Source organism: Hungatella sp. L36 (assembly GCF_014288035.1).
On sequence record NZ_JACOPC010000012.1, the window covers coordinates 120,865 to 143,904 of the forward strand.

17 protein-coding genes are annotated in these 23,040 nt (G+C 51.7%); 13 read left to right on the forward strand and 4 right to left on the reverse strand.

Annotated features, from left to right (window positions below; genetic code table 11):
• The first annotated feature begins 61 nt into the window (after window positions 1-61).
• A complete protein-coding gene (locus tag H8S80_RS23950) occupies window positions 62-1,096 on the forward strand; it encodes a hypothetical protein (RefSeq protein WP_243007932.1) in 1,035 nt (344 codons plus the stop codon).
• Between the two features lie 62 nt (window positions 1,097-1,158).
• On the opposite strand, the gene H8S80_RS23955 is transcribed toward H8S80_RS23950, so the two are convergent.
• Entirely contained in the window at window positions 1,159-2,397 is a 1,239-nt protein-coding gene (locus tag H8S80_RS23955; protein ID WP_243009711.1) for an MFS transporter, read from the reverse strand.
• A 269-nt stretch (window positions 2,398-2,666) separates the two neighbouring features.
• On the opposite strand from H8S80_RS23955, the gene H8S80_RS23960 reads away from it, so the two are divergent.
• Window positions 2,667-3,500, forward strand: a complete 834-nt coding sequence (locus H8S80_RS23960; RefSeq protein WP_117622147.1) for a helix-turn-helix domain-containing protein — start codon at window positions 2,667-2,669, stop codon at window positions 3,498-3,500.
• A gap of 36 nt (window positions 3,501-3,536) precedes the next feature.
• On the opposite strand, the gene H8S80_RS23965 is transcribed toward H8S80_RS23960, so the two are convergent.
• Window positions 3,537-4,907 carry an MATE family efflux transporter gene (locus H8S80_RS23965; protein ID WP_117622148.1) on the reverse strand — a complete coding sequence of 457 codons (1,371 nt, stop codon included), beginning with the start codon at window positions 4,905-4,907 and terminating at the stop codon, window positions 3,537-3,539.
• 567 nt (window positions 4,908-5,474) lie between these two features.
• Between H8S80_RS23965 and aspS the strand changes: the two genes are divergently transcribed.
• The 11 genes from aspS (at window position 5,475) to H8S80_RS24020 (ending at window position 21,226) form a co-directional block, all read left to right on the forward strand.
• Window positions 5,475-6,815, forward strand: a complete 1,341-nt coding sequence (aspS, locus tag H8S80_RS23970) for an aspartate--tRNA(Asn) ligase (RefSeq protein ID WP_117622149.1) — start codon at window positions 5,475-5,477, stop codon at window positions 6,813-6,815.
• 17 nt (window positions 6,816-6,832) lie between these two features.
• Window positions 6,833-7,207, forward strand: coding sequence for an Asp-tRNA(Asn)/Glu-tRNA(Gln) amidotransferase subunit GatC (gene gatC, locus H8S80_RS23975; protein ID WP_117622150.1), 375 nt, complete (start codon window positions 6,833-6,835; stop codon window positions 7,205-7,207).
• Window positions 7,208-7,219: 12 nt separating this feature from the next.
• Window positions 7,220-8,734 carry an Asp-tRNA(Asn)/Glu-tRNA(Gln) amidotransferase subunit GatA gene (gatA, locus tag H8S80_RS23980; RefSeq protein ID WP_117622151.1) on the forward strand — a complete coding sequence of 505 codons (1,515 nt, stop codon included), beginning with the start codon at window positions 7,220-7,222 and terminating at the stop codon, window positions 8,732-8,734.
• The gene (gene gatB, locus H8S80_RS23985; protein WP_117622152.1) at window positions 8,731-10,161 is read left to right on the forward strand and encodes an Asp-tRNA(Asn)/Glu-tRNA(Gln) amidotransferase subunit GatB; all 1,431 of its coding nucleotides are present in this window, start codon (window positions 8,731-8,733) and stop codon (window positions 10,159-10,161) included. The genes gatA and gatB overlap by 4 nt, the downstream gene beginning before the upstream one ends.
• A gap of 77 nt (window positions 10,162-10,238) precedes the next feature.
• The gene (locus H8S80_RS23990) at window positions 10,239-11,528 is read left to right on the forward strand and encodes an aspartate aminotransferase type Ic (RefSeq protein ID WP_055659025.1); all 1,290 of its coding nucleotides are present in this window, start codon (window positions 10,239-10,241) and stop codon (window positions 11,526-11,528) included.
• A gap of 205 nt (window positions 11,529-11,733) precedes the next feature.
• Complete coding sequence (locus H8S80_RS23995) at window positions 11,734-14,007, forward strand: helix-turn-helix domain-containing protein (RefSeq protein WP_181987981.1); 2,274 nt, start codon at window positions 11,734-11,736, stop codon at window positions 14,005-14,007.
• 375 nt (window positions 14,008-14,382) lie between these two features.
• Entirely contained in the window at window positions 14,383-16,461 is a 2,079-nt protein-coding gene (locus H8S80_RS24000; protein WP_117622154.1) for an alginate lyase family protein, read from the forward strand.
• Complete coding sequence (locus tag H8S80_RS24005) at window positions 16,458-18,173, forward strand: type 2 periplasmic-binding domain-containing protein (RefSeq protein ID WP_117622155.1); 1,716 nt, start codon at window positions 16,458-16,460, stop codon at window positions 18,171-18,173. Before H8S80_RS24000 ends, H8S80_RS24005 begins: the two co-directional genes overlap by 4 nt.
• A 23-nt stretch (window positions 18,174-18,196) precedes the next feature.
• Window positions 18,197-19,147, forward strand: a complete 951-nt coding sequence (locus H8S80_RS24010; RefSeq protein WP_002601308.1) for an ABC transporter permease — start codon at window positions 18,197-18,199, stop codon at window positions 19,145-19,147.
• Window positions 19,148-19,158: 11 nt separating this feature from the next.
• The gene (locus tag H8S80_RS24015; protein ID WP_055658963.1) at window positions 19,159-20,052 is read left to right on the forward strand and encodes a carbohydrate ABC transporter permease; all 894 of its coding nucleotides are present in this window, start codon (window positions 19,159-19,161) and stop codon (window positions 20,050-20,052) included.
• 16 nt (window positions 20,053-20,068) lie between these two features.
• A complete protein-coding gene (locus H8S80_RS24020; RefSeq protein WP_117622156.1) occupies window positions 20,069-21,226 on the forward strand; it encodes a glycoside hydrolase family 88 protein in 1,158 nt (385 codons plus the stop codon).
• A gap of 109 nt (window positions 21,227-21,335) precedes the next feature.
• On the opposite strand, the gene H8S80_RS24025 is transcribed toward H8S80_RS24020, so the two are convergent.
• The gene (locus H8S80_RS24025; protein WP_002601305.1) at window positions 21,336-22,214 is read right to left on the reverse strand and encodes a LysR family transcriptional regulator; all 879 of its coding nucleotides are present in this window, start codon (window positions 22,212-22,214) and stop codon (window positions 21,336-21,338) included.
• A gap of 174 nt (window positions 22,215-22,388) precedes the next feature.
• A complete protein-coding gene (locus H8S80_RS24030) occupies window positions 22,389-22,937 on the reverse strand; it encodes a GNAT family N-acetyltransferase (RefSeq protein ID WP_117622157.1) in 549 nt (182 codons plus the stop codon).
• Between the last annotated feature and the right edge of the window lie 103 nt (window positions 22,938-23,040).

Consider the following 23,040-nt stretch of genomic DNA (forward strand, 5'->3'; position numbering starts at 1 on the left):
GAAAACAGCTCATACCCGAATGTGACGGCAGAAATGAGGAGCGGAGGAGATCATGAGGCGAATGGCGTTTCGATTAAAACTTGAGAAGCTTTCCTACCCCAATGCGGTGATGTGCATTTTATTGGGGCTTTTGATGGCGGGAGTGGTGGCATCGGGAATCTGGCTGTATAAAAAGGCGGATAAGCCTGTTATGCGGATCGGAAACTATGCGATCACCCGGGAACATCTGGCGCTGTACCAGGATGATCTCCGGGCAAAGGTCAGCTCCTATTTCTACCAGACCTATCAGCAGGACCCCAACGAAAAGGGATTCTGGGACAGCACGATTGGGGGGGAGACACCTTCCCAGGTTCTGCGGACAGAGGCGGTCAATGCGCTGTTTACGGATACGGTGGAGCGGATTGAGGCAGCCAAGTACGAAATCGAAGTGGACATCACTCTGGATGACATAAAAAAATCCCTGGACAGGGAAAATAAGAGGAGAGCGGAACCTGGACAGACTGCCTATGGGCCGGAAACATACGGTCTGATGGAATACATATCCAGGACGCAGATGGAAGTAAGGGATGCCCTGAAGGAAAAACTCCTGGAGACCAGGCTGAAGCCAACGAAAGAACAGCTTCAGGAGTTATATGAGCAGGCGGACGCCGCTTATTTGGATAAGGGCTGTAAAGCCAGGGTTGGTATCTATATGTATTATGGCATGAAGGTCGGGGAGTATCCTGAAGAATTACAGTCAGTATGGGCCTTTGTGAAGGAGGAACTGGAGAATGGGACGCCCCCGGAGCTGATTACAGAGGCGGCCGGCCAAAGATTTTCGACACCGATTGAATATGAAGAGGTGGAATATGATTCGAACCAGCTGCCGCGCGATAATGAAGAGCTGGCCTGGCTTGCGGAGCAGACCCGAGGCATGTCTGCGGGACAGTACAGCGATTGTCTGGATTACGGAGCTTCCCAGGGAATTTTGAAGGTGCTGGATAAAACAGACTATGGAAAAGCCAGCTTTGAGGAGGCCGAGACTCTTCTTACCAATCTGTGGATCAATGAAAATTATCCGAGATATCTGGATCAGTGCATGGATGCATACCGATAGGAAAAAGGCAGCCGCTAAAGAATAATCTGAAGCGGCTGCCTTTTTCTGCAGCGGGCAAATGTTTATTTTAACCGTCTCATGTATCTCACGCACAGCATAATCAACACTCCGGACAATGCGAAAATCATCTGCATCCCGGACACTTTAAATCCCCCGACTGAAAACTCCGGAAGGATCTTTAACAGGGACGCGCCAAGCAGCGTGGCGAAGAATCCGCATAAGCCTGCGTAGGAGGAGTTGGCGCTGACGTACGTGACCCGCTTGTCGGCCGGGGCGTACTGGTACTGAAGGCTGAAAACCGCGATGGCGATTCCGCCCCACGCGGCCCCGGAGAGAGCCTGGAGTATGGGCTGTAAAATCAGGCAGGTGGCCGGTGTCATAAACAGCCACGACGTATGTACAAGGCCCAGCAGGAGCATGGAGCAGCGCGCCGCATGAAGCCAGGAGGTGGCGTCTGCCAGACGTCCCCAGAAACAGGCCGCCACGACACGGACGGAGGAAGCGATCAGCCCCAGGAAGGTGATATAGGTATAATCCAGCGAGAGGCCGGTAACCATGTACACGCTGAAAAATGGTCCGGCTACCTGCAGGGCCAGGTTCCAGAACATGTAAAGGCCGATGACCTTCCGGTACTCCCTGTCGAGGAGCGGATCGATGACAGCGGCCTTTAAGCTGCGCCGGTGAGTCTCCTGCACCGGTTCCCGGATTGAGGAAAGGCACCAGAAATCCGTGAAGGCGGTGGAAAGTACAATAAGTCCGATGATATAATACCCCAGCAGGTCCTGATGCGCGCCTCTCATCCAGTCCAGAATACGGCCGCAGAGCAGGCTGAGTACCGTGGTAAATGCAAAGGCGAACGCGTCCTTCCGCCCCAGATAGGTTCCGCGGATGTTTTCCGGAACCAGGGAGAGAAGCCAGCTGCCCGTACCGGTGCCGATAAACGCGCCGAAGAAATGGGCGACTACATAGATGGCCACGACCGCCACCAGGCGGCCCGCATTATCTTCGACCACCAGAGGCACAAAAAAGACAGAGGAGAGCAGAAGCCTGTGGATCAGCGCGAAGCAGGCGATTAAAAATTTCTTCTGTCTTAAATTTTCCAGGACGACGGAAGAAAACATCTGCAGGGTGCATAAGAGCACCGGAATAGAACCGATGATTCCGTTTAAAGAATCGTCAGCGCCGAGATAGCCTGCGTAGCCGGACAGAAACGCCCCCGTTGTCAGGGTGACGACGCCGTTGGCGCAGCAGCCTTCGGCGATAAACAGCTTCCGGCCCCTGGAATAATCCGTTTCCGTCATGACAGCATCCCCGAAATAGGCCTGGGACACCATCTGCTTAATTTGTAGAACTGTAACCATAAGCCAATATTTGCGGCTGAATTGCCGCTATCCTCTTTTCATTTATAAAATTTTCTGGTATTCTTGTGTTGGTAAGGCGGGAAATGGACCGGTTTTTTCCGCGTTTATAAGAATTCTTATCTTTCTCTATCTTGCCAGTTTCCGTGGCATTATACAAGAGGAGAAAGGAGAGAATAACTGGAGGATTCCGACTATCGGAAAAGAGAAGGATGGAACATTTTCTGCATTTAAAAGCACTTTTGCCGGTACAGGCGTTAAATGCCGGCTATCTGGTGACAAAGGGACGGGGACGCCATGTGGAGCGTACCATGGATACATTTGAGATTATATACGTCAATTCGGGGACTCTGGGGATATTCGAGGAGGACGTGGAGTACGATGTGGAAAAAGGGGAGGCGCTCATCCTGTTTCCGGGACGCCATCATGGGGGAACCAGGGATTTTGACGAGGACCTTACTTTTTACTGGCTCCATTTTACCATAGAGGAAGAGGCTCTCCGCATGGGCAGCGATATTATGGCCCTTCCGCAGCTGATACGTCTGGCGAAGCCGGAGGCGTTTGAGGAGCTGTTCCGGCGGTTTATCCGGAGGCAGAACGTATGCCGCGATGATAAGACATTTTTGAATCTGGTGCTTCTGGAGCTGCTGTGTGAGCTTTCCGACTCCCTCTCTCCGCTGGAGGTCAGCGGGCAGAAGGTTTATCTGGCCAACCAGGCGGCGCGGTATATCAGGGAGCACTGGAAAGAGCCGCTGTCCGCCTCGTTTCTCGCCGACAGGCTGGAATGCAGCCCGGATCATCTGGGCCGGGTCTATCACGCCGTGTACGGCAGAAACTTAACCGATGCCATCCACGAAGCCAGAATCAACCGGGCCTGCCGCCTGTTGATTGAAACGAGTTTGACGGGCAGTGAGATCGCCTACGAGTGCGGATACACGGATGTCGATTATTTCCGCCGGCTGTTCAAAAAATACATGGGAATCACGGCCAAAGAGTACCGGCAGGCGTACTGCCTGGTGCTGCCGGAGGAGCGTGAGGGGAAATAAAAAGGCTGGCAGATGCGCCAGCCTTTTGCTGAATCTTTACAACAACTGAATCTTCTTCTGATAGATCCTGCGGAATAAGAGGGTCGTAAGTACGACGGATATGATTTCCGCCAGCGGGAATGCGTACCAGACCGCGTGAAGGCCAAACACCGAAGCGAAGAGCCAGGCGGCGGGAAGTATGCATACCAGCTGCCTGGCGGCAGAGGTGATCAGGCTGTAGACGCCGTTGCCGAGCGCCTGGAATACGGAGCCGATCACGATGCAGTACCCTGCGAACAGGAAGCTTAAGCTGATGATGCGGAGAGCCGGAACGCCGATTCCCATCATATGCTCCGAAGCGTCAAACAGATACAGAAGCTGCTCTGGGAAAATCTGGAATATGGCAAGCCCTGCCAGCATGATGGCGACCGCCGCAGTCACGCTGGAGCGGATGGTCTTCATGATACGGTCTTTCCGCGCGGCGCCGTAGTTGTAGGCGACGATCGGCACCATCGCGTTATTTAAGCCGAATACTGGCATGAAGATAAAGCTCTGAAGCTTGAAATAGATTCCGAATACGGATACCGCCGTCTCAGAGAAGAGCAGCAGGATCTTATTGACACCGAAGGTCATGACCGAGCTGATGGACTGCATGATGATGGAAGGCAGCCCAACTCTGTAGATTTCAGCGATAATCGCTGTGTCCGGACGGAAACGGCGCATATTCAGATTCACGTCGCTGTTTTTCCTGATGTTGAAATAGAGCAGCAGGAGCATGGCGATAATCTGGCCGATTACCGTGGCCACCGCGGCGCCCAGAATCCCCATTCGGGGAAATCCGAACAGCCCGAAGATGAGAATCGGGTCCAGAATGATGTTGATGATGGCTCCCAGTCCCTGCGTAATCATATTATAGATTGTCCGCCCGGTGGACTGCATGATCCGCTCCAGCGCAATCTCTAAAAAGATCCCAAAGGAAAAGATGGAGCAGACGGATAAGTAAATGGTACCCTGTTCGATGATCTCCGGGTTCGAGGTCTGAACCGAAAAATACATCCTGGCAAAGAAGAGGCCGAAGACAGCGAACAGCAGATAGCTTAAAAAGAACACAAAGATCCCATTGACGGCCGCCAGGTTGGCGGTTTCCTGGTTCTTTTCTCCCAGAGAGCGGGACAGAAGCGCATTGACGCCGACTCCGGTGCCGACGGACACCGCGATAATTAAGTTCTGCACCGGAAATGCCAGCGATACGGCCGCCAGTGCGGTCTCTCCGATCTGAGCCACAAAGATGCTGTCGACGATGTTGTATAAGGCCTGAACCAGCATGGAAAGTATCATGGGCAGAGACATGGAGAACAGCAGGCGGTTGACGGGCATGACACCCATTTTGTTTTCAGCCGGCGCCTCGGAGATGGTAATATTTGACATGTAAAACCCCCCTATCTTACGTAGTAAACGTGCAGATAATTGTAACCTTTTCGACAATAAAAGTCAACAAGCCCCGATTCTTTTGTGAAAAATAGGTATTGCAAAGAGAAAACCGGTGTGCTATCATAAATGAAATTCATCGTAGTGAAGTGGTGAATTGTTTATAAGACCAAAGGCTGAGAAAGAGACTCTGACTTAAGAAACTTGACAGGAAGAGGGCGTCACCGACTGAGAGCGCCGTCATGAGGGACTGAGTTAAGGGAACACTCTGGAGCCGACATCCCGAAGCGGCCGGAAGTATTCCGGTGTCAGGAGTAGGTATGTCCGTGACACGCGTTAAGTGAAAGAGTGGAGATAGCAAGCAAAGTATCTCAATGCGGGTGGTACCGCGGGATCTTATCATAGAGAGCCCCGTCCCGGAATATGTAACTGTATTCCGGGGCGGGGCTCTTTTTTTTCGCGAAGGCAGAGCATTTGAAAGGTTCCTGCGGACTGGTCAGCCAGGCTGAACAGGCACCCCTCTCCCGGAATCCAACCATTAGTAGCTATGGTAAGGAGAGTGCAGACATGGAATTTATCAAAGGTATCCAAAAGAAAGAAACAACAGAACTGGCCGATTTACTCACTGGTGCTTACACCGGAAAGACCGTAGCCGTAAGCGGGGCGGTCCACACCATACGCGACATGGGAGAAGTGAGCTTTATCATTTTGAGAAAAGCAGAAGGCTTAATCCAGTGTGTCCGCGAGCGGTCCCCCGAGGGCGCGGCACAGCCGTCCGCCGATGACTTAAAAGAAGAATCCACCGTCATCGTCACCGGCACCGTGTCGCCGGAGCCGCGTGCTCCCCACGGCCTGGAAATCCGCGTGTCGGAGATTCGGGTTCTCTCGGTTCCGGCCGAGGTTCTTCCCATCGCCGTCAGCAAGTGGAAGCTGAACACTTCCCTGGAGACGAAGCTTGCCCTTCGCCCCATCACGCTGAGAAACCCCATGGAACGGGCGAAATTCCGTATTCAGGAAGGCATCGTCAGAGGCTTCCGGGATTTCCTTCATTCCCAGCATTTTACGGAAATCCGCACGCCGAAGATCGTGGCCCGCGGCGCAGAAGGCGGCTCCAATGTGTTCCGGCTGGATTACTTTAACAAGAAGGCAGAGCTGGGACAGAGCCCGCAGTTTTACAAGCAGACCATGGTGGGTGTCTATGACCGGGTATTCGAGGCGGCTCCGGTGTTCCGTGCCGAGAAGCACAACACCACCCGTCATTTAAACGAGTACACCAGTTTAGATTTTGAGATGGGGTATATCGACGGCTTTGAAGATGTGATGGCCATGGAGACTGCCATGCTTCAATACGTAATGAAGCTTCTTTCTGAGGAATATGAGAAGGAACTCCTGATGTTAAATGTTACACTTCCGGACGTATCAAAGATTCCCGCTGTAACCTTTAAACGGGCCAAGGAACTCGTTTCAGAGAAATACAGCCGTCCGATCCGCAACCCCTACGATTTAGAGCCGGAGGAAGAAAATCTGATCGGCCGGTATTTTAAAGAGGAGTTCGGCAGCGATTTTGTATTCGTCACACATTACCCGTCAAAGAAGCGGCCGTTTTACGCCATGGACGATCCCCAGGATCCGAAGTATACGCTGAGCTTCGACCTGCTGTTCCGTGGCCTGGAGATCACCACAGGCGGCCAGAGAATCCACGATTACGATGCCATCATAAAGAAGATGGAAGCGAGGGGCATGGACCCGGAGGAACTGGCATCCTACCTGATGATATTCAAATACGGTATGCCGCCTCACGGAGGTCTCGGAATCGGTCTGGAGAGACTGACCATGCGGCTGTTAAACGAGCAGAATGTCCGTGAGACGACGATGTTTCCGCGCGACGTGACCAGACTGGAGCCATAGAAACGGAGGAAAGAACCATGGCAGATATGACAGAAAAGACTTCAAAAGCCGGTCCCATTCACGTTCGTCCGGTGGTAAGTGATGAGATGATCGAATACGTGGGAATTCTGGCAAAGCTTGAGCTGTCCGGGGCCGAAAAAGAGGAAGCCAAAAAGGACATGGAGCGCATGCTTGCCTATATCGACAAGCTGAACGAGCTGGATACAGAGGGCGTAGAACCCATGACTCACCGATTCCCCCTGACCAATGTATTCCGGGAGGATATACCGGGAGAAGAAAGCCTTCCTCATCCTGGTTTGGCGGAGCGCGAGCTCATCAACAGGGAATCCATCCTGAAAAATGCACCAGAGCAGAAAAACGGTGCGTTTAAGGTTCCTAAAACAGTGGAATAAGGAGGAGATCCCATGAAAGAAAAAGAGATATTATCACTGACTGCGGTTCAACTGGGAAAGAAGATTAAAGAGAGAGAAGTAACGTGCAGAGAGGCGCTGGAGGCCGTCTTTGCCCAGATAAGAAGGCGGGAGCCGGAGCTTAACTGCTACGTAACACTGGAAGAGGAAAAGGCGTTTAAGCAGGCCGAGGAGGTACAGAGGGGGATAGACGAAGGCACCCTTACCGGACTGCTGGCCGGGGTCCCGGTCGCAGTAAAAGACAATATGTGTATCGAAGGCATGCGTACCACCTGCAGCTCGAAGATTCTTGAAAACTTCGTGCCTGCCTATACGGCGGAGGCGGTACAACGCTTAAGGAAGGCGGGGGCCGTAATCATCGGCAAGACGAACATGGACGAATTTGCCATGGGCAGTACGACGGAGACGTCCGCCTTCGGAGTCACGAGAAACCCCTGGAACCCGGATCATGTGCCAGGCGGTTCGTCAGGCGGTTCCTGCGCCGCGGTTGCGGCAAATGAATGCTTTTATGCGCTTGGTTCCGATACGGGCGGGTCCATACGGCAGCCCAGCTCATTCTGCGGGGTGACCGGTTTAAAGCCAACCTACGGAACCGTTTCCCGATATGGTCTCATTGCCTACGGATCATCTCTGGATCAGATCGGTCCGGTGGCGAAGGATGTGACGGACTGTGCGGTGATCCTTGAAACGCTGGCAGGCCATGATACAAAAGACAGCACCTCCATGGACCGCGGGGAGTATGACTGGTCAGGCCGTCACGACAGCTCCGGCGAAGTGCAGGAGAGTGCCCGCTTTACGTCGGCTCTGGTGGACGACGTGAAAGGAATGAGAATCGGAATTCCGAGGGATTATATGGGAGACGGCCTCGATCCGGAGGTAAAGGAGGCCATCTTAAAAGCCGCGGCGGTATTGAAAGAAAAGGGCGCTGTCGTGGAGGAATTCGATCTTGGCATGGTGGAATACGCCATTCCTGCCTATTACGTGATCGCTTCCGCGGAAGCCAGCTCCAACTTATCGCGTTTTGACGGCGTAAAATACGGCTTTCGGGCAAAGGAGTATGAAGGGCTTCACGATATGTATAAAAAGAGCCGTTCCCAGGGCTTCGGGCCGGAGGTGAAACGCCGTATCATGCTGGGATCCTTCGTCTTGAGCTCCGGCTACTACGATGCCTACTATCTGAAGGCTCTCCGGGCGAAGGCGCTGATCAAAGAAGCATTTGACCGTGCGTTCGAGAGCTACGATGTGATACTGGGACCCGCTTCTCCGGTTACGGCGCCGAAACTGGGAGAGAGCTTAAGCGATCCCCTGAAAATGTATCTCGGCGACATCTATACGATCTCCGTCAACCTGGCCGGACTTCCGGGGCTTTCCGTTCCCTGCGGGACAGATTCCAAAGGCCTTCCGATTGGCCTGCAGCTAATCGGAGACTGCTTTAAGGAGAATCAGATTATCCGCGCGGGGTATGCGTTTGAGAGGAGCCGTCAGCAGGAAAGGAGGCAGAGCAGATGAGCAGACAGTATGAGACAGTCATCGGACTGGAGGTCCATGTGGAGCTTGCCACGAAAACGAAGATTTTCTGTTCCTGCTCCACGGAGTTTGGCGGAGCGCCCAATACCCACACCTGTCCGGTGTGCACCGGGATGCCGGGGGCGCTTCCTGTCCTTAACAGGCAGGTGGTGGAATACGCGCTGGCGGTGGGGCTGGCAGTGAACTGTGAAATCAACCAGTACTGCCGGTTTGACCGGAAAAACTATTTTTACCCCGACAATCCTCAGAACTACCAGATCTCCCAGCTCTACCTCCCCATCTGCCACGACGGTTTCGTGGAAACCTGGACAGCGGCCGGTAAGAAGAAGGTGGGGATTCACGAGATCCACATGGAGGAGGACGCAGGAAAGCTGATCCATGATGAATGGGAAGACTGTTCCCTGGTGGATTATAACAGAAGCGGCGTTCCGCTCATTGAGATCGTCTCGGAGCCGGATATGCGAAGCGCCGATGAAGTGATCGCGTATCTGGAGAAGCTGCGGCTGATCATCCAGTATCTCGGAGCGTCGGACTGCAAGCTTTTTGAAGGCTCTATGCGGGCGGATGTGAACCTGTCCGTCCGGGAAGCGGGAGCTTTGGAGTTTGGTACCAGGACGGAGATGAAGAACTTAAACTCCTTCAAGGCCATTGCCAGAGCGATCGAGGGCGAGCGGAAGCGCCAGATCGAGCTTCTGGAGGAGGGGAAGAAGGTGGTTCAGGAGACGCGGCGCTGGGATGATAATAAGGAAAGCTCCCGTGCCATGCGTTCCAAAGAGGACGCCAAAGATTACCGCTATTTCCCGGATCCCGATCTGCCGCCGGTGACCATAAGCGACGCCTGGATTCAGGAGATAAAGGACCGCCAGCCGGAGCTAAAGACCGAGAAGATGGCGAGATACCAGGAAGAGTACGGCCTTTCCGCGTATGACGCGGATATCATCACGGGGGCGAAGCACATGGCCGATATCTTCGAAGCCACTGTTTCCCTGTGCGGAAAGCCGAAAGAAGCGGCCAACTGGCTGATGGTCGAGGCCATGAGGCTGTTGAAGGAAGAGGGCCAGGAACCGGAGGCCATAAGATTTTCACCGGAAAATCTTGCAAAATTAATTGTTTTGGTGGATAATGGTACTATTAACCGCACGGTAGCGAAGGAAGTATTTGAAAAAATATTCGCTGAAGATATCGATCCCGAGGCCTACGTAGAAGAGAACGGGCTTAAGGTAGTAAATGACGAGGGAGCGCTCCGCGCCGTGATCCGGGAGGTTATAGCAGCAAATCCACAGTCTGTGACAGATTACCATAATGGGAAAGAGAGAGCCAGAGGCTTTCTGGTAGGACAGACGATGCGGGCGATGAAAGGGAAAGCTGACCCCGCCATGGTAAACAAGGTATTAGAGGAACTGCTGTAACCCGGGCAGATGCCGCCATGGGAGGCAAAAACCCGGAAACGAATGAAGGAGATAATATGAGGAGGAAGAAGAAAGCGATGAAACCGTATGCAGAGATGACGAAGGAAGAGTTACAGGAACTTAGAAAGCAGCTTTCCACCAAGTACAGGGAGTATCAGGGCAAGGATTTACGCCTTGATATGTCCAGAGGAAAGCCAAGTGTGGATCAGCTGGATTTATCCATGGGAATGATGGATGTCTTAAGCAGCGACGACGATTTAACGTGTGAAGACGGTACAGACTGCCGCAACTACGGTGTGCTCGACGGCATCAAGGAAGCGAAAGAACTGCTCGGCGACATGATGGAGGTTCATCCGGACCAGATTATCATCTACGGCAACTCCAGCTTGAATGTCATGTATGACACGGTTTCACGTTCCATGACCCAGGGCGTGATGGGTAACACACCATGGTGCAAATTAGACAAAGTAAAATTCCTCTGCCCGGTTCCGGGATACGACAGACACTTTGCCATTACGGAATATTTTGGTATCGAGATGATCAATGTCCCCATGACGCCAACAGGCCCGGATATGGATATCGTGGAAGAACTGATTGCAAATGACGACTCCATCAAGGGAATCTGGTGTGTGCCGAAGTACTCCAATCCACAGGGTATCTCCTACTCCGACGAGACTGTACGCCGTTTTGCAAGATTAAAACCGGCTGCTCCGGATTTCAGAATCTACTGGGATAATGCCTATACGATCCATCATTTATACGACCACGACCAGGATCACTTAATCGAAATCCTGGCAGAATGCAAGAGAGCGGGAAATCCGGACCTGGTTTACAAGTTCGCTTCTACCTCCAAAGTAAGCTTCCCGGGTTCCGGTATCGCGGCCATCGCCTGCAGCCAGAACAACCTGGTAGACATCAAGAAACAGTTAAAGATCCAGACCATCGGCCATGACAAGGTAAACCAGCTGCGTCACGTGCGTTTCTTCGGAGATATCCACGGCATGGTGGAGCACATGAGAAAGCATGCAGACATCATGAGACCGAAGTTCGAAGCCGTAATCGAGATTCTGGAGAGAGAACTGGGCGGCCTTGGAATCGGTTCCTGGACCAGTCCGAAGGGCGGATACTTCATCTCCTTCGATTCTCTGGACGGATGTGCGAAGTCCATCGTTGGCAGATGTAAAAAAGCAGGTCTCATCATGACCGGCGCCGGCGCTACCTATCCATATGGAAAGGACCCGCACGACAGCAACATCCGTATCGCTCCTTCCTATCCGCCGTTATCTGACCTGATTCTGGCGATGGAATTATTCGCACTTTGTGTGAAGATTGTGAGCATTGATAAGCTGCTGGCTGAGATGAACTGAGGATCGAATTTTATGAATAGATAGGAACAGAAAAGTAAGGTGCAGAAATATAAGTATTCTGTGCCTTATTTTTTTGATACTTGGTTTGCATTCTATAATACGATATGTTACTTTATTTTTGTCGGTATACTGCCGGCAAAGTCATGAATCACAGCCTCAACACACGATGATTAAAACAGTCGAAGTAAAAATGGAGCCGAATTTTATGAAATTTACAAAAATGCTGATGCACTACATAACAAAATACTTTCTGGGTTTTCTGATTGTTTTCCTGAGCAGTATTCTGGTGGCCTTCGTAGCCAGCCGCAGTATTGAGGACTACATAATTGAAAAAGGGGAGATGAAGAACCAGGAGGGAATCAACGGTATTTATGAGATGGTAAATAAAATGGAGCTGATCAATGAAATGATGGCGAAGAATCAGACCTTCAGCACTATTGTCTACCAGCAGGGGAAGATTCCAAAGGAGGATGTGCTCAAGCTAAAGGAGGCCAATAAAATGTTCAGTGAGATTGGCTTTGTGGCGGACTACACCCCCTATGTATTTATGCTGTTTAAAAATAATGACCTGTACTTATCCACCAGCCAGTGCAGCTTCAATTTCCAGGACTACTACAATAAATTTCTCCGGATCCAGCGGGAAGGCGTGGACTTTTCTGACTCGGATGCCGTGCGTGACGAACTGTTTGGCCGGTATGCGAAACACAGCCAGTTCGTCCGCCTGGATCAGATAAAGTTTATCTATAATGAGAAGGAACGAAAGCTTCATGACGCGATCCTCTACTTAACGAGCAGTGAATTTACGCGGCTGAACCCGCAGTACCTGTCGTGCTTTGTCATCGACAGAGACTATCTGATTAAAAGCATTATGATGCCGGAGCTGGAGAAGGATGGATTCCTCTATATTCAGGATTCCAGGACCGGGGATGTCCTGCTGGAGTATGGGAATGTCCCGGAGGGGATCGGCGCGTATGAGAATGGACAGGTCGTCGGGGACGGGGGCAGTTACCGCCTGATTGTGAAGCAGCAGGATGACCTGCAGTGGAAGATCGTTACCGGGATTCCCATGACATTTATCAATAGCCAGATCTGGCCGGTGAGCAGACTCCTGATCATCTATCTCTGCATCGGTCTGCTGCTGGTAATCGGGCTGACTGCATTTTACAGCTACCAGCAGTATACCGGCATGAAACGGGTTTTGTTTGCCCTCCCTGCGGAAAATGGAGTGGAGAGCAGCAAAAAGAGGTTTGACGAGTACGGGATTCTGACAGACAATATACTGGCTCTGAAGAAGAACGGCAATGAGTACCGCGCGAAGATGGAGGAACTGGCGAAGCAGAATGAAGCCATGATGCTGGAGCATCTGATCGTTATGGGAATCTGGCTTCCCGAGGAACGGCGGGTATTTGAGAAATGCTTTGAGAAGGTGCCGGAATTCTTTTGCGTGGCCGTGGTGCGCCTTCAGCAGAAGGAATACGGAAATTCAGATATCATAACACTTGCCATGGTGGAGTACTTAAAAAAGCATTATCCCGGGAAATTTACGAATGTATACAGCGGTCTGACCGACGAACTGTTCCTTTTTGAACTGAAACCGGAACAGGAGGCCAATGTTTCCGGCATCAAGAAGCTCTTTGAGGAGGTGGCCGTCATGGTTACCTCCGCGTACGACGTGATTCTTCATGTCGGGATCAGTGCCATCGGAACAGACCTTGCCAATGTGAACAAATGTTATGAGCAGGCCCGTGAGGTTGTTCGGGCACAGTATGCCTGCAGCAATGAAAATGTGGTAAAGACGTACGATATCTCTGCCAACGCTCTCTACGCAAATCCGGTCAATATGGATTTTTTGAATCATCTCTATACGCTTCTCATATGTGGGCAGCAGGAGGAAATCTGCACCCAGCTGGATAAGGTGGAGAGCTATTACAGCAGGATGCCTTACTTATATGAGGCACAGAAGGAACAGATTTTCTATTCGATCCGGAATATCCTGTATTCGGCCTGGCTCCATCTGGACGGAGAGACGGATTCCAGGGAGAATTTTCCGGTCTTCCAGAAGAATCTAAAGTGCGGGGAAATGATGGAGATGCTGCGGAGAAGTTCTGCCGAACTCTGTGACTTCATCAGCCAGACGAAGAAAAGCAAGAACGAGGGGCTGAAGGAGAAGATTACCCAGTACTTAAACAGCCATTACGAGGAGGCCGGTCTCTCGGCCTACCGGGCCAGCAGCGAGATCGGAATCTCCGAAAAGTATTTATCCCAGTTTCTGAAGGAACAGACCGGTGAGACATTCTCCTCGTACCTTTTGCGGCTGCGGATTGAGAAGGCGAAGGAACTTTTGGCGACGACGGACTACAGCAACGATAAGATCGCCCAGATGACCGGCTTCGGTGCGGTCAATACATTTTATCGGAATTTCAGCAAACAGGTGGGCGTCACACCGAAGGTGTATAAGGAAAACTGTGAGGCCCGGTAAGGGACTCTTATGTCAGATCATAAAAGGGACAGCCTGAAGGAATTTTATCAGCGCTGTCCCTTATGTTGTTTTGACGGTACACTCTGTGACAGCAGAAATCTTAGCCAGGAATCAAAAGCCCAATCGTTTTGTTTACATAAAATAAATCGCTTTATCATAATAGACTTGCTGCTCATCCTCAAATAATTTAACAAGATTTTTTACAATTTTTTCTTCTAATTTGAATTCTTACCATATGAGAGGGCAGGAAAAATATGAGATACCATTTTCTTACCCTCCGGTATTCTTTTTACTCAATGACAGTATCCAAAAGACAGAGAGGTATGGTACGATACGGCCATACAAAAAATTACATATTGGAGAGGAGGCATAAAGATGCCGGAAACAGAAAATGGCCCTCTTCTTACGGATGAGACATTTTTCCATAGCTGTCTCGATTTGGACCGGCCGGAAATGAGCGAAGTGCGTCATTTTGCAGAGAACCATGATTACGGTCAGGCAAGAAGCGCTTTGGCTGCTTCACTGCGGTCCGGGCTTGCCGCGAGGAGGGAACGCTTTTTGGCAATCCCGTATGAGGAACCGGAGAATGTCTATAAATATCCGGGCGAGACGGATGAGGAGGCATGTGAGCGTCTGCGAAAGCACGTCCTGATCTCGGTAGGGGTCCCCTGTGATTTTGGGGCAGCGGGGGAGATAAACTGGAAAGCCAATCCTACCTATAATCAGTACAGGGAGTGGACGTGGCAGCTGAACCGCCATCATGAGTGGAAGATGCTGGCTCACGAGTACAACCGAACAAAGAAGGAGGCATACGCTTATCAGGCTGCGGAATTTTTTCGTTCCTGGGTTCGCCAGGCGGTACGCCCGGAGCAGTCAGTATCCGGGTACGATACCGAGTGCTGGAGGACGATCGAATGCGGGATCCGGATGGGAGCGAACTGGCCGTACGTGCTTTTCACATTCTTTGATACGGAGGCGTTTACCGACGATCTTCTGGTGGACTGGTATCAATCGGTCTGGGAACACGGGCAGAGGCTTTACAGAAACAGGACGCATGGAAACTGGCTGATTATGGAGATGAACGGGCTGGCTCAGATTGGAATTCTCTATCCTCAGTTTAAACAGCGGGAAGAGTGGCTTCAGTCTGCGTTTGCCGCGCTGGAGGAGGAGCTGGGGCGTCAGATCTATCCGGATGGCTTCCAGTATGAACTGTCCACGGGATATCACGATGTTGTAATCAATAACTACGAGCGGCTGATTCTGGCGGCCAGGGCGTTCGATGTCCCGGTTCCGGAACGAATGACGGAACGGCTGACAACCGCCTGTGAGATCGATGTGAAGCTCATGATGCCTGATGGATGTCTGCCGGATATCAACGATGGAAGGATGGAGGCGAGCCGGAAACTGCTGGAGCCAAAGCTTTCCTTCATAAGAGAAGAGAAGGCGGAAACCATCCTTTGGGCGGCCAGCGGCGGAACACGGGGAACCCGTCCCGATTACTTGTCAGCCGCACTTCCCTATTCGGGTTTCTTCATTATGAGAAATGGATGGGAGAACGGCAGCGTCTGGGGACTTTTGGACGCCGCGCCATTTGGACGGGGCCATCAGCATGAGGATAAGCTGAATTTACTCATCTACGCACAGGGGAAGTACCTGCTGACCGAGGGCGGAAATTATGCCTACGACGATTCCGAGATGAGACGCTACTGTCTGTCCTCCAGGGCACACAATACGGTCCTGGTGGACCATAAGGGGCAGAACCGAAGAGCTTCGTATGTCTGGGAAGACAGCGATATCGAAAAGCTTTCCGGGATGAAGTGGGGAATCGGAGACTCCTGTGACTGGGCGGAGGGCTGCTATGACGGGGCGTACGGCGGTATGGAATGCTGGAACTGGGGAAAACCCGGAAAGAATGAGGAGAATGCAAAAGACGAGGTTCCGCCCAAGGAGACCGGAGTGCGTCATACAAGATCGGTCTATTTTATCAAAAAAGCGCCGGAGGGCCTGAACCCGTTTTTCCTTGTGGTAGACCGGCTGGAGTCCCGGAATCCTCATGTGTACGATTTCCTTTGGCATGTAGACAGTGAAAATCCAGTGATCACGGAGGCGGGGGTGGACTTGGAGGAGATGGCCGTCTGCGTTTCCGGGAACGAGAAAACCATGGAAATAATCCGCGGGAGAGAAGAGCCGGAGTGGCAGGGATATGTGGCCACAGGGACCGAGCAGGGAATGTACCGGGAGATCAACTGTATCGTCGCCCGTGTACAGTCTGACACTATTAGAATGGTAACGGTTTTATACCCGCACGGCGCAGGGGAGGTCACGGCCTGCCGCGCTTACGGGGGTGAAAACATAGAGGACGGGGATATGGAGGTGGCTTTTTCCGATGGCCGCACGTATTCCTTCCACGAAGCAGTAATGAGAAACGATCATAAAGGAGGAGAAGTATCATGAGAAAAAATGGGAAGAGAGCAGTGGCGCTGGGAATGGCCGCAGTGATGGCCGCAGCCGCATTATCGGGCTGCCAGAAAGGAAACGGCGGGCCGGCCGGCGGGACAGACCGCGCAGAAGGTGATACGACGGCGGCTGTGACGGAGGCACAGGGAAGCGGAGACAACAAGCTGGTGGTTGCGATCCAGACAAACAGCTATGTGACGGATTACGATAACAACTACTTCACGAAATATCTGGAAGACAAGCTGGGGATTGAGATTGAGTTTTATCAGCTTCCGGCGGCTACGGATGAGGTCAGGACAAAGGTGTCCCTCATGGCCACCTCCAATGACAATCTGCCGGATGTGCTGATTGTGGATAATGCTCTGACACCGGAGACAATATTGGAATACGGCAGCAGCGGAGTGTTCCTGCCTTTAAACGAATATACAGAGGATGCTTCCAGGATGCCGAATTACAACGCAATCCCGGAAGAAGACAAGAAGGTGATGGAAGCGGCCCAGACGATGGCGGACGGTAACATGTACAGCTTATCCAAATATGAACCGGAGACCTGGAATGTGACGCCCAATCGTATGTTTATCAATAAAGCCTGGATCGACAAGCTGGGACTGACCATGCCGACGACAACGGATGAACTGAAAACCGTATTGAAGGCGTTCCATGATCAGGATCCCAACGGAAACGGCGTGCAGGATGAGATCGGCGCTTACGGCTATCAGGCCGGCGGCTACGGCCAGAATATCACGGCTGCGCTCATGAATTCCTTTGAATTCTGGAACGGCGGCAATTTAAACGGCGGCCTCGCCCTTGACAAGGACGGAAAGACTGTTATCGCTCCGTTTACGACGGAGGGCTGGAAGGCCGGATTGACTTACATGAACGATCTTTACAAAGAGGGCCTGCTCTCACCGGCCATCTTTACCGATGACGATACGCAGTTTAAGGCAACTTTAAACGAGGAAACCAATGTGGTGGGGCTGGTGTCCTTCGGCTCCCTCTCCAACTATCCGGATGCGGCAAACAACAGCAACTATCTGGAAATGGAGATTTTAAATCCGGTTAAGGGGCCGGACGGAACCAACTATACACCATATACAGAATACTCGCCAAACCAGGAATTCTTTATTTTTAATGGTTGTAAAAATGTAGATCTGGCTGTGAAACTGGCGGATGCGTTCTACGATCATGAGGCCTCCACGGTAGCCAGATTCGGTGAAAAGGGTGTTGATTATACCGAAGACCCGGCGGAACTGGAGAAGATGAACAATGCCTATGTGGCGGCCGGCCTCTACGACAAGGTGACGCTGGCTTATATCTCCAACTACTGGCTGGAGCCGGCAGCAAAGACATGGCACGGCGTATCACCGAGATATGCGAGCCTTGCGGAGATGAACACCGTTGCAAACGGCATGGTAACGTACAACCCGGAAGACAAGACACAGCTAAATGCCAAGAGCTATGAGTATTATTTTGACAAGCATCCGGAGAAGGTTCTCCCACTTCTTCACTATACCGAGGATGAGGCAGGACAGATTCAGGAAGCCCTTTCTAATATACCAACTTATGTAAACCAGACGATGGCAGAGTTTATCACCGGGGCAAGAGATATTGAGAGCGGATGGGATGCTTATATGTCAGAACTAAAGGGAATGGGCCTCGACGAGTGGCAAAAGTGCGCGCAGGCGGCCTATGACCGCTCTGTGGAATAGAGAGGAACCCGGAGGAATTTATTGTGGCAGGAAACAGAAAAGACAGCCCGGTTGCGGGCAAAAGAGATTTGAAGAGACAGATTCTCGCCAGATGGCAGCTGTATCTGCTGCTGCTGCTGCCGCTCATCTACATAGCGGTATTTGCATACGTCCCCATGGGCGGGCTGGTGATCGCGTTTAAGAAATATAATGTGAGGCAGGGAATCTGGGGCAGCGCATGGGTGGGACTTGACAACTTTGTCAAGTTCTTCACCTCATACAAATTCCCGATCATCATGAAAAATACGCTGATGATCTCCTTATACAGCCTCGCGGTGTCATTTCCAATTCCCATTATCTTCGCGCTGCTGCTGAATGCAATGCTGGGAAAACGGTATAAGAAGGCGATCCAGACGATCACGTACGTGCCGTATTTTATCTCGACCGTAGTCATGGTGGGGCTGATTTTCCAGGTGCTGAACAACCGGAGCGGAATCTATGGGAGCCTTTATACGATGTTTACCAACCGGACGGCGCCGAATATTCTGGCGGACGGGAAGCTGTTTAAGCACATCTACGTCTGGTCGGGGGTATGGCAGAGCACGGGCTACAGTGCGATTATTTATATTGCTGCGCTGGCCGGTGTGGACCAGTCCCTTCATGAGGCGGCTGAGATTGACGGGGCAAGCAGGTTCCAGCGGCTGCTCTACATCGACGTTCCAACCATACTCCCAACCGCCAGCATTATGCTGATTCTGGCGGTTGGCAACATCATGAATGTGGGATTTGAAAAAGTCCTGCTGATGCAGAATAATCTGAATCTGAATTACAGTGAAATTATATCGACCTATGTATACAAGGTGGGACTCGCCAGCGGAATCAATGATTTCTCGCTATCGACAGCCATCAGTATGTTTAACTCGGTGATCAACTTTATCCTTCTGATGATAGCAAACTGGGGGAGCAAGAAGCTGAGCGGCAATGGGATCTTTTAAGGAGGGCAAAAATGCGAAAATTCAAGAATTACAGTCTGAATGACAAAGTGTTTTACGTTGTGATTACGGCTCTCCTGACGATTTTCTTTGTCCTTGTGCTGTATCCCTGTGTCTATGTGATCAGCGCGTCATTTTCGTCCGGCACCGCGGTGCAGAGCGGCAAGGTGGTCCTGTTTCCGGTGGATTTCAGTCTCGAGGGCTATAAGACCGTGTTTCATACGAAGACGGTGTGGACGGGATTCCGTAACTCCCTGTTTTACACGTTTGTGGGGACGGCAGTCAATATTATCATGACACTGACGGCGGCTTACTGCCTGTCCAGGGACGATCTTCCGGGGCGGAACGCGATCATGCTGGTCTTTACATTTACCATGTTCTTTAATGGCGGTATGATTACGTCGTACATACTCGTGCAGAAGCTGCATTTGCTGAATACGGTGTGGTCGCTGCTGCTTCCGGGGGCGATCGGGGTCTACAACCTGATTATAGCAAAGACATTTATCCAGAATTCGATTCCCGGAGAGCTGCTGGAGGCAGCCAGGATAGACGGCTGCTCGGATTTCATGTATTTTATCCGGATCGTCCTGCCGCTCTCGAAGGCGATTGTGGCGGTGCTGGTGCTGTTCTACGGCGTGGGACACTGGAATGCCTACTTCAATGCCATGATCTATCTTCATGACAAGGCACTGTATCCGCTGACCCTGTTTTTGCGGGAGATCTTAATGGCGGATCAGATCGATCCATCCACTGTGACGGATCCGGAGCTGCAGGCACAGCTCGCCCAGGCGGCGGGCGTAATCAAGTACGCGCTGATCGTGGTGAGCATGGTTCCCGTGCTTGTGATTTATCCGTTTATTCAAAAATACTTTGTAAAGGGCGTTATGATTGGATCGGTGAAAGGTTGACGGAGGAGACGAAAATATGACAGAACAATTACCATTAAAGGAAGAGGAGATGGCATGGGCCGGCGAAACTCTGAAGAGGGCAGAAGAGAAGCTTAAGAAGGTGAGCGGACGCTCCGCCCACAAGATTCCATATACGACCGTTGACGGCGTCCATGACGACCGGTCGGGGGATGACCAGATAGACTGGTGGACCAATGGATTCTGGGGAGGCATGATGTGGCAGCTGTACGCTCTGACTCAGGACGAGGAATATCAGAAAATCGCCGTGGAAACGGAAGAGAAGATGGACAGAAACTTGATGTGTGCGGAAGGGCTGACCCATGATAATGGATTTAAGTGGCTTCTGACCTCCGTCGCCGATTACCGGCTGACCGGTGACGAGAAGTCGAAAAACCGCAGTATGCTGGCCGCCTGTAATCTGGCGGGCCGCTACAATCCGCGGGGCAGGTTCTTACGGGCCTGGAATGACGGGATGGGGTATCGGCAGGAAGACAACCGCGGCTGGGCCATCATCGACTGCATGATGAACCTTCCGCTGCTTTACTGGGCTTTTGAGGAGACGAAGGATCCGAGATTCTATGAGATCGCCGTGGATCACGCGGATACTGCGATGAATGCATTTGTCAGGGCTGACGGGTCTGTCCGTCATATCGTGGAATTCAATCCTGAGACGGGGGAGATGGTCAGAGACTACGGAGGCCAGGGATACGGCGAAGGCTCTTCCTGGACGAGAGGCCAGACGTGGGGCTTATACGGATTTGTCCTGAGCTACTTACACACGAATGACAGAAAGTATCTCGACACCGCCAAGAGAATTGCCAACTACTTTATCGCCAATATTCCGGAGAGCAATCTGATTCCGGTGGATTTCCGGCAGCCGGAGGACTGCGGGCTGGAAGACTCCACCGCCGCCGCCATCGGCGCCTGCGGGCTTATTGAGATTGCAAAGCAGGAAAAGGGCCGGGAAAGCCGTGTCTATTTGCAGGCGGCGCTGCGCCTTTTGAGAACGCTTGCTTCGGAGCGGTGCAATTGGAATGAGGAAGAAGATCAGCTGCTGGAGAAATGTACGGCGGCCTACCACGACACGGAACACGAATTTTCGATTATATATGGAGATTACTACTTTCTGGAGGCGTTGATGAAGCTTGCGGGGAAAGAGGTTTTTCTGTGGTAGTGTAGTGGATTTGTAAATAGCCTGTTGCTTACGGTTAGGAGAAAACGTAAAAAGTACGGCGGCGAAACAGAATATTCTGTTTCGCCGCCATACTTTTTGGATAACAAGATTAATCGAATAGCACCAGATTAATAAACGCCTGGAAACTCTCGCTCTGAAATTTATCTTTATTAAATACCACATGGTTCATACAGCTGACATCAAATTCCTTTACGTCTATCTCCACAATCTCCCCGCGCTGAATGTAGGGATCTGCAAAGATTCGGGGAACAACGCCTACTCCCAGGTTCTCACGGGCGGCCTGGACGATTACGTCGGAATTGGTGCTGGACCACAGCGGCGCGGCGGTTAAGTTGTGCAGAGTCAGGGCGCAGTCGAAGGCGTCTCTGATCGTGCAGCCCTCCTCGCGCAGGATGAGAGGCTCTTCCACGAGGCGTTCCAGGGATACGGGCTGGCTGGCCAGGCGGGCGAATGGATGGTCGGGCGCACAGATGACGGCCAGCGGATAGGAGGAAAATGGGATTTTCTCCAGCTGTTCGTTGGGCACGACGCCCTCGATCAGACCGATATCCAGTTCATTTTTCAGCAGCAGCTGTGCAATCTCTTTGGAATTATTCACCGTGACCTTGACGACGGACTCCGGATTGCTTTTCATAAAACGGGAAATAACTCCGGGCAGCAGGAAGCTGGCCAGAGTCACACAGGAGCCGATCCGAAGAGGAGTCTGGCGGTTTAAGGAGCCGGAACAGGTTTCAAGATCGTGATAGAGCTCCAGAAGCGGTATCACTTTAGAGAGATAGAATTTGCCGTTCTCATTGATGACGATTTTCCTGGAAACGCGGTCGAAGAGAGAGGCGCCTACGGATTCCTCCAGTTCATTGATCGCGTGAGAAATAGCCGGCTGAGTCATGGACAGCGATTTCGCCGCTCCTGTAATACTGCCCTCTTCACAGACGGTTTTGAAGATAGTAAGATGTCTTAAATTCATGATCAGGATCCCTTCCATTACCAATACAACATATGATAATAAATATTATATCATTCTGATAATGAATTGAACAGGGATTTTTGTCCTTTTTTTAAAATTAATGTCGAAAATCAGGATGGTTCACAGAAGAGTCATGGGAGACAGTCTGAAAACCGTACTTCGAAGTCCGGACAATCAGAGGTCCAGCAGCATGAGATGCTCATCTGCGTAGCTGCCATCCCGGTATTTAAAGGAATGGGGGCGGGTGCCGTAGATGCGGAAGCCATGTTTTTCATAAAGGGCGATCGCACGCTTATTTTCGCAGACAACCTCCAGCTCGATCATCTCCAGCCCCATTTCTCCGGCACATGTAATGATGGCCGACAGAAGAAGGGAGCCGATTCCCAGGCCCCAGTACTCTTTCCGGATGGATATGCCGAAGGTCGCGCGGTGGCGGTACCGTTCCCTCTGGGCGATAGGGCTTAAGCCGGCATTGGCGATAATGGTTCCGTCCACAACGGCACAGATCATTAAGTCAGCGGGACTGCTCAGCGTGGACTCCAGAAATTTTTCTTCCCGCAGGGTGGGCATGGTTATTTCATCGGAGTACCGGGCCATGAAGTCTGTCTCGTCTGAGGTGGCCTTCATCAGATGAAGGATGGCGGCCGCGTCGGCGGGAAGAGGGCTTCTTAAGTGGCAGAGAACGCCGTTTTTCAGTGTGTGGTCTTTGGGTTTGTATCTCATGGACAGAGCCTCCTGATAATAATGAATAGTTAGTGCCTCCCGGCGTAAATACCAGTGCTGGTTTATGAAAATCCCCCCGGTACCGTGAGAAGACCCGCGGTTC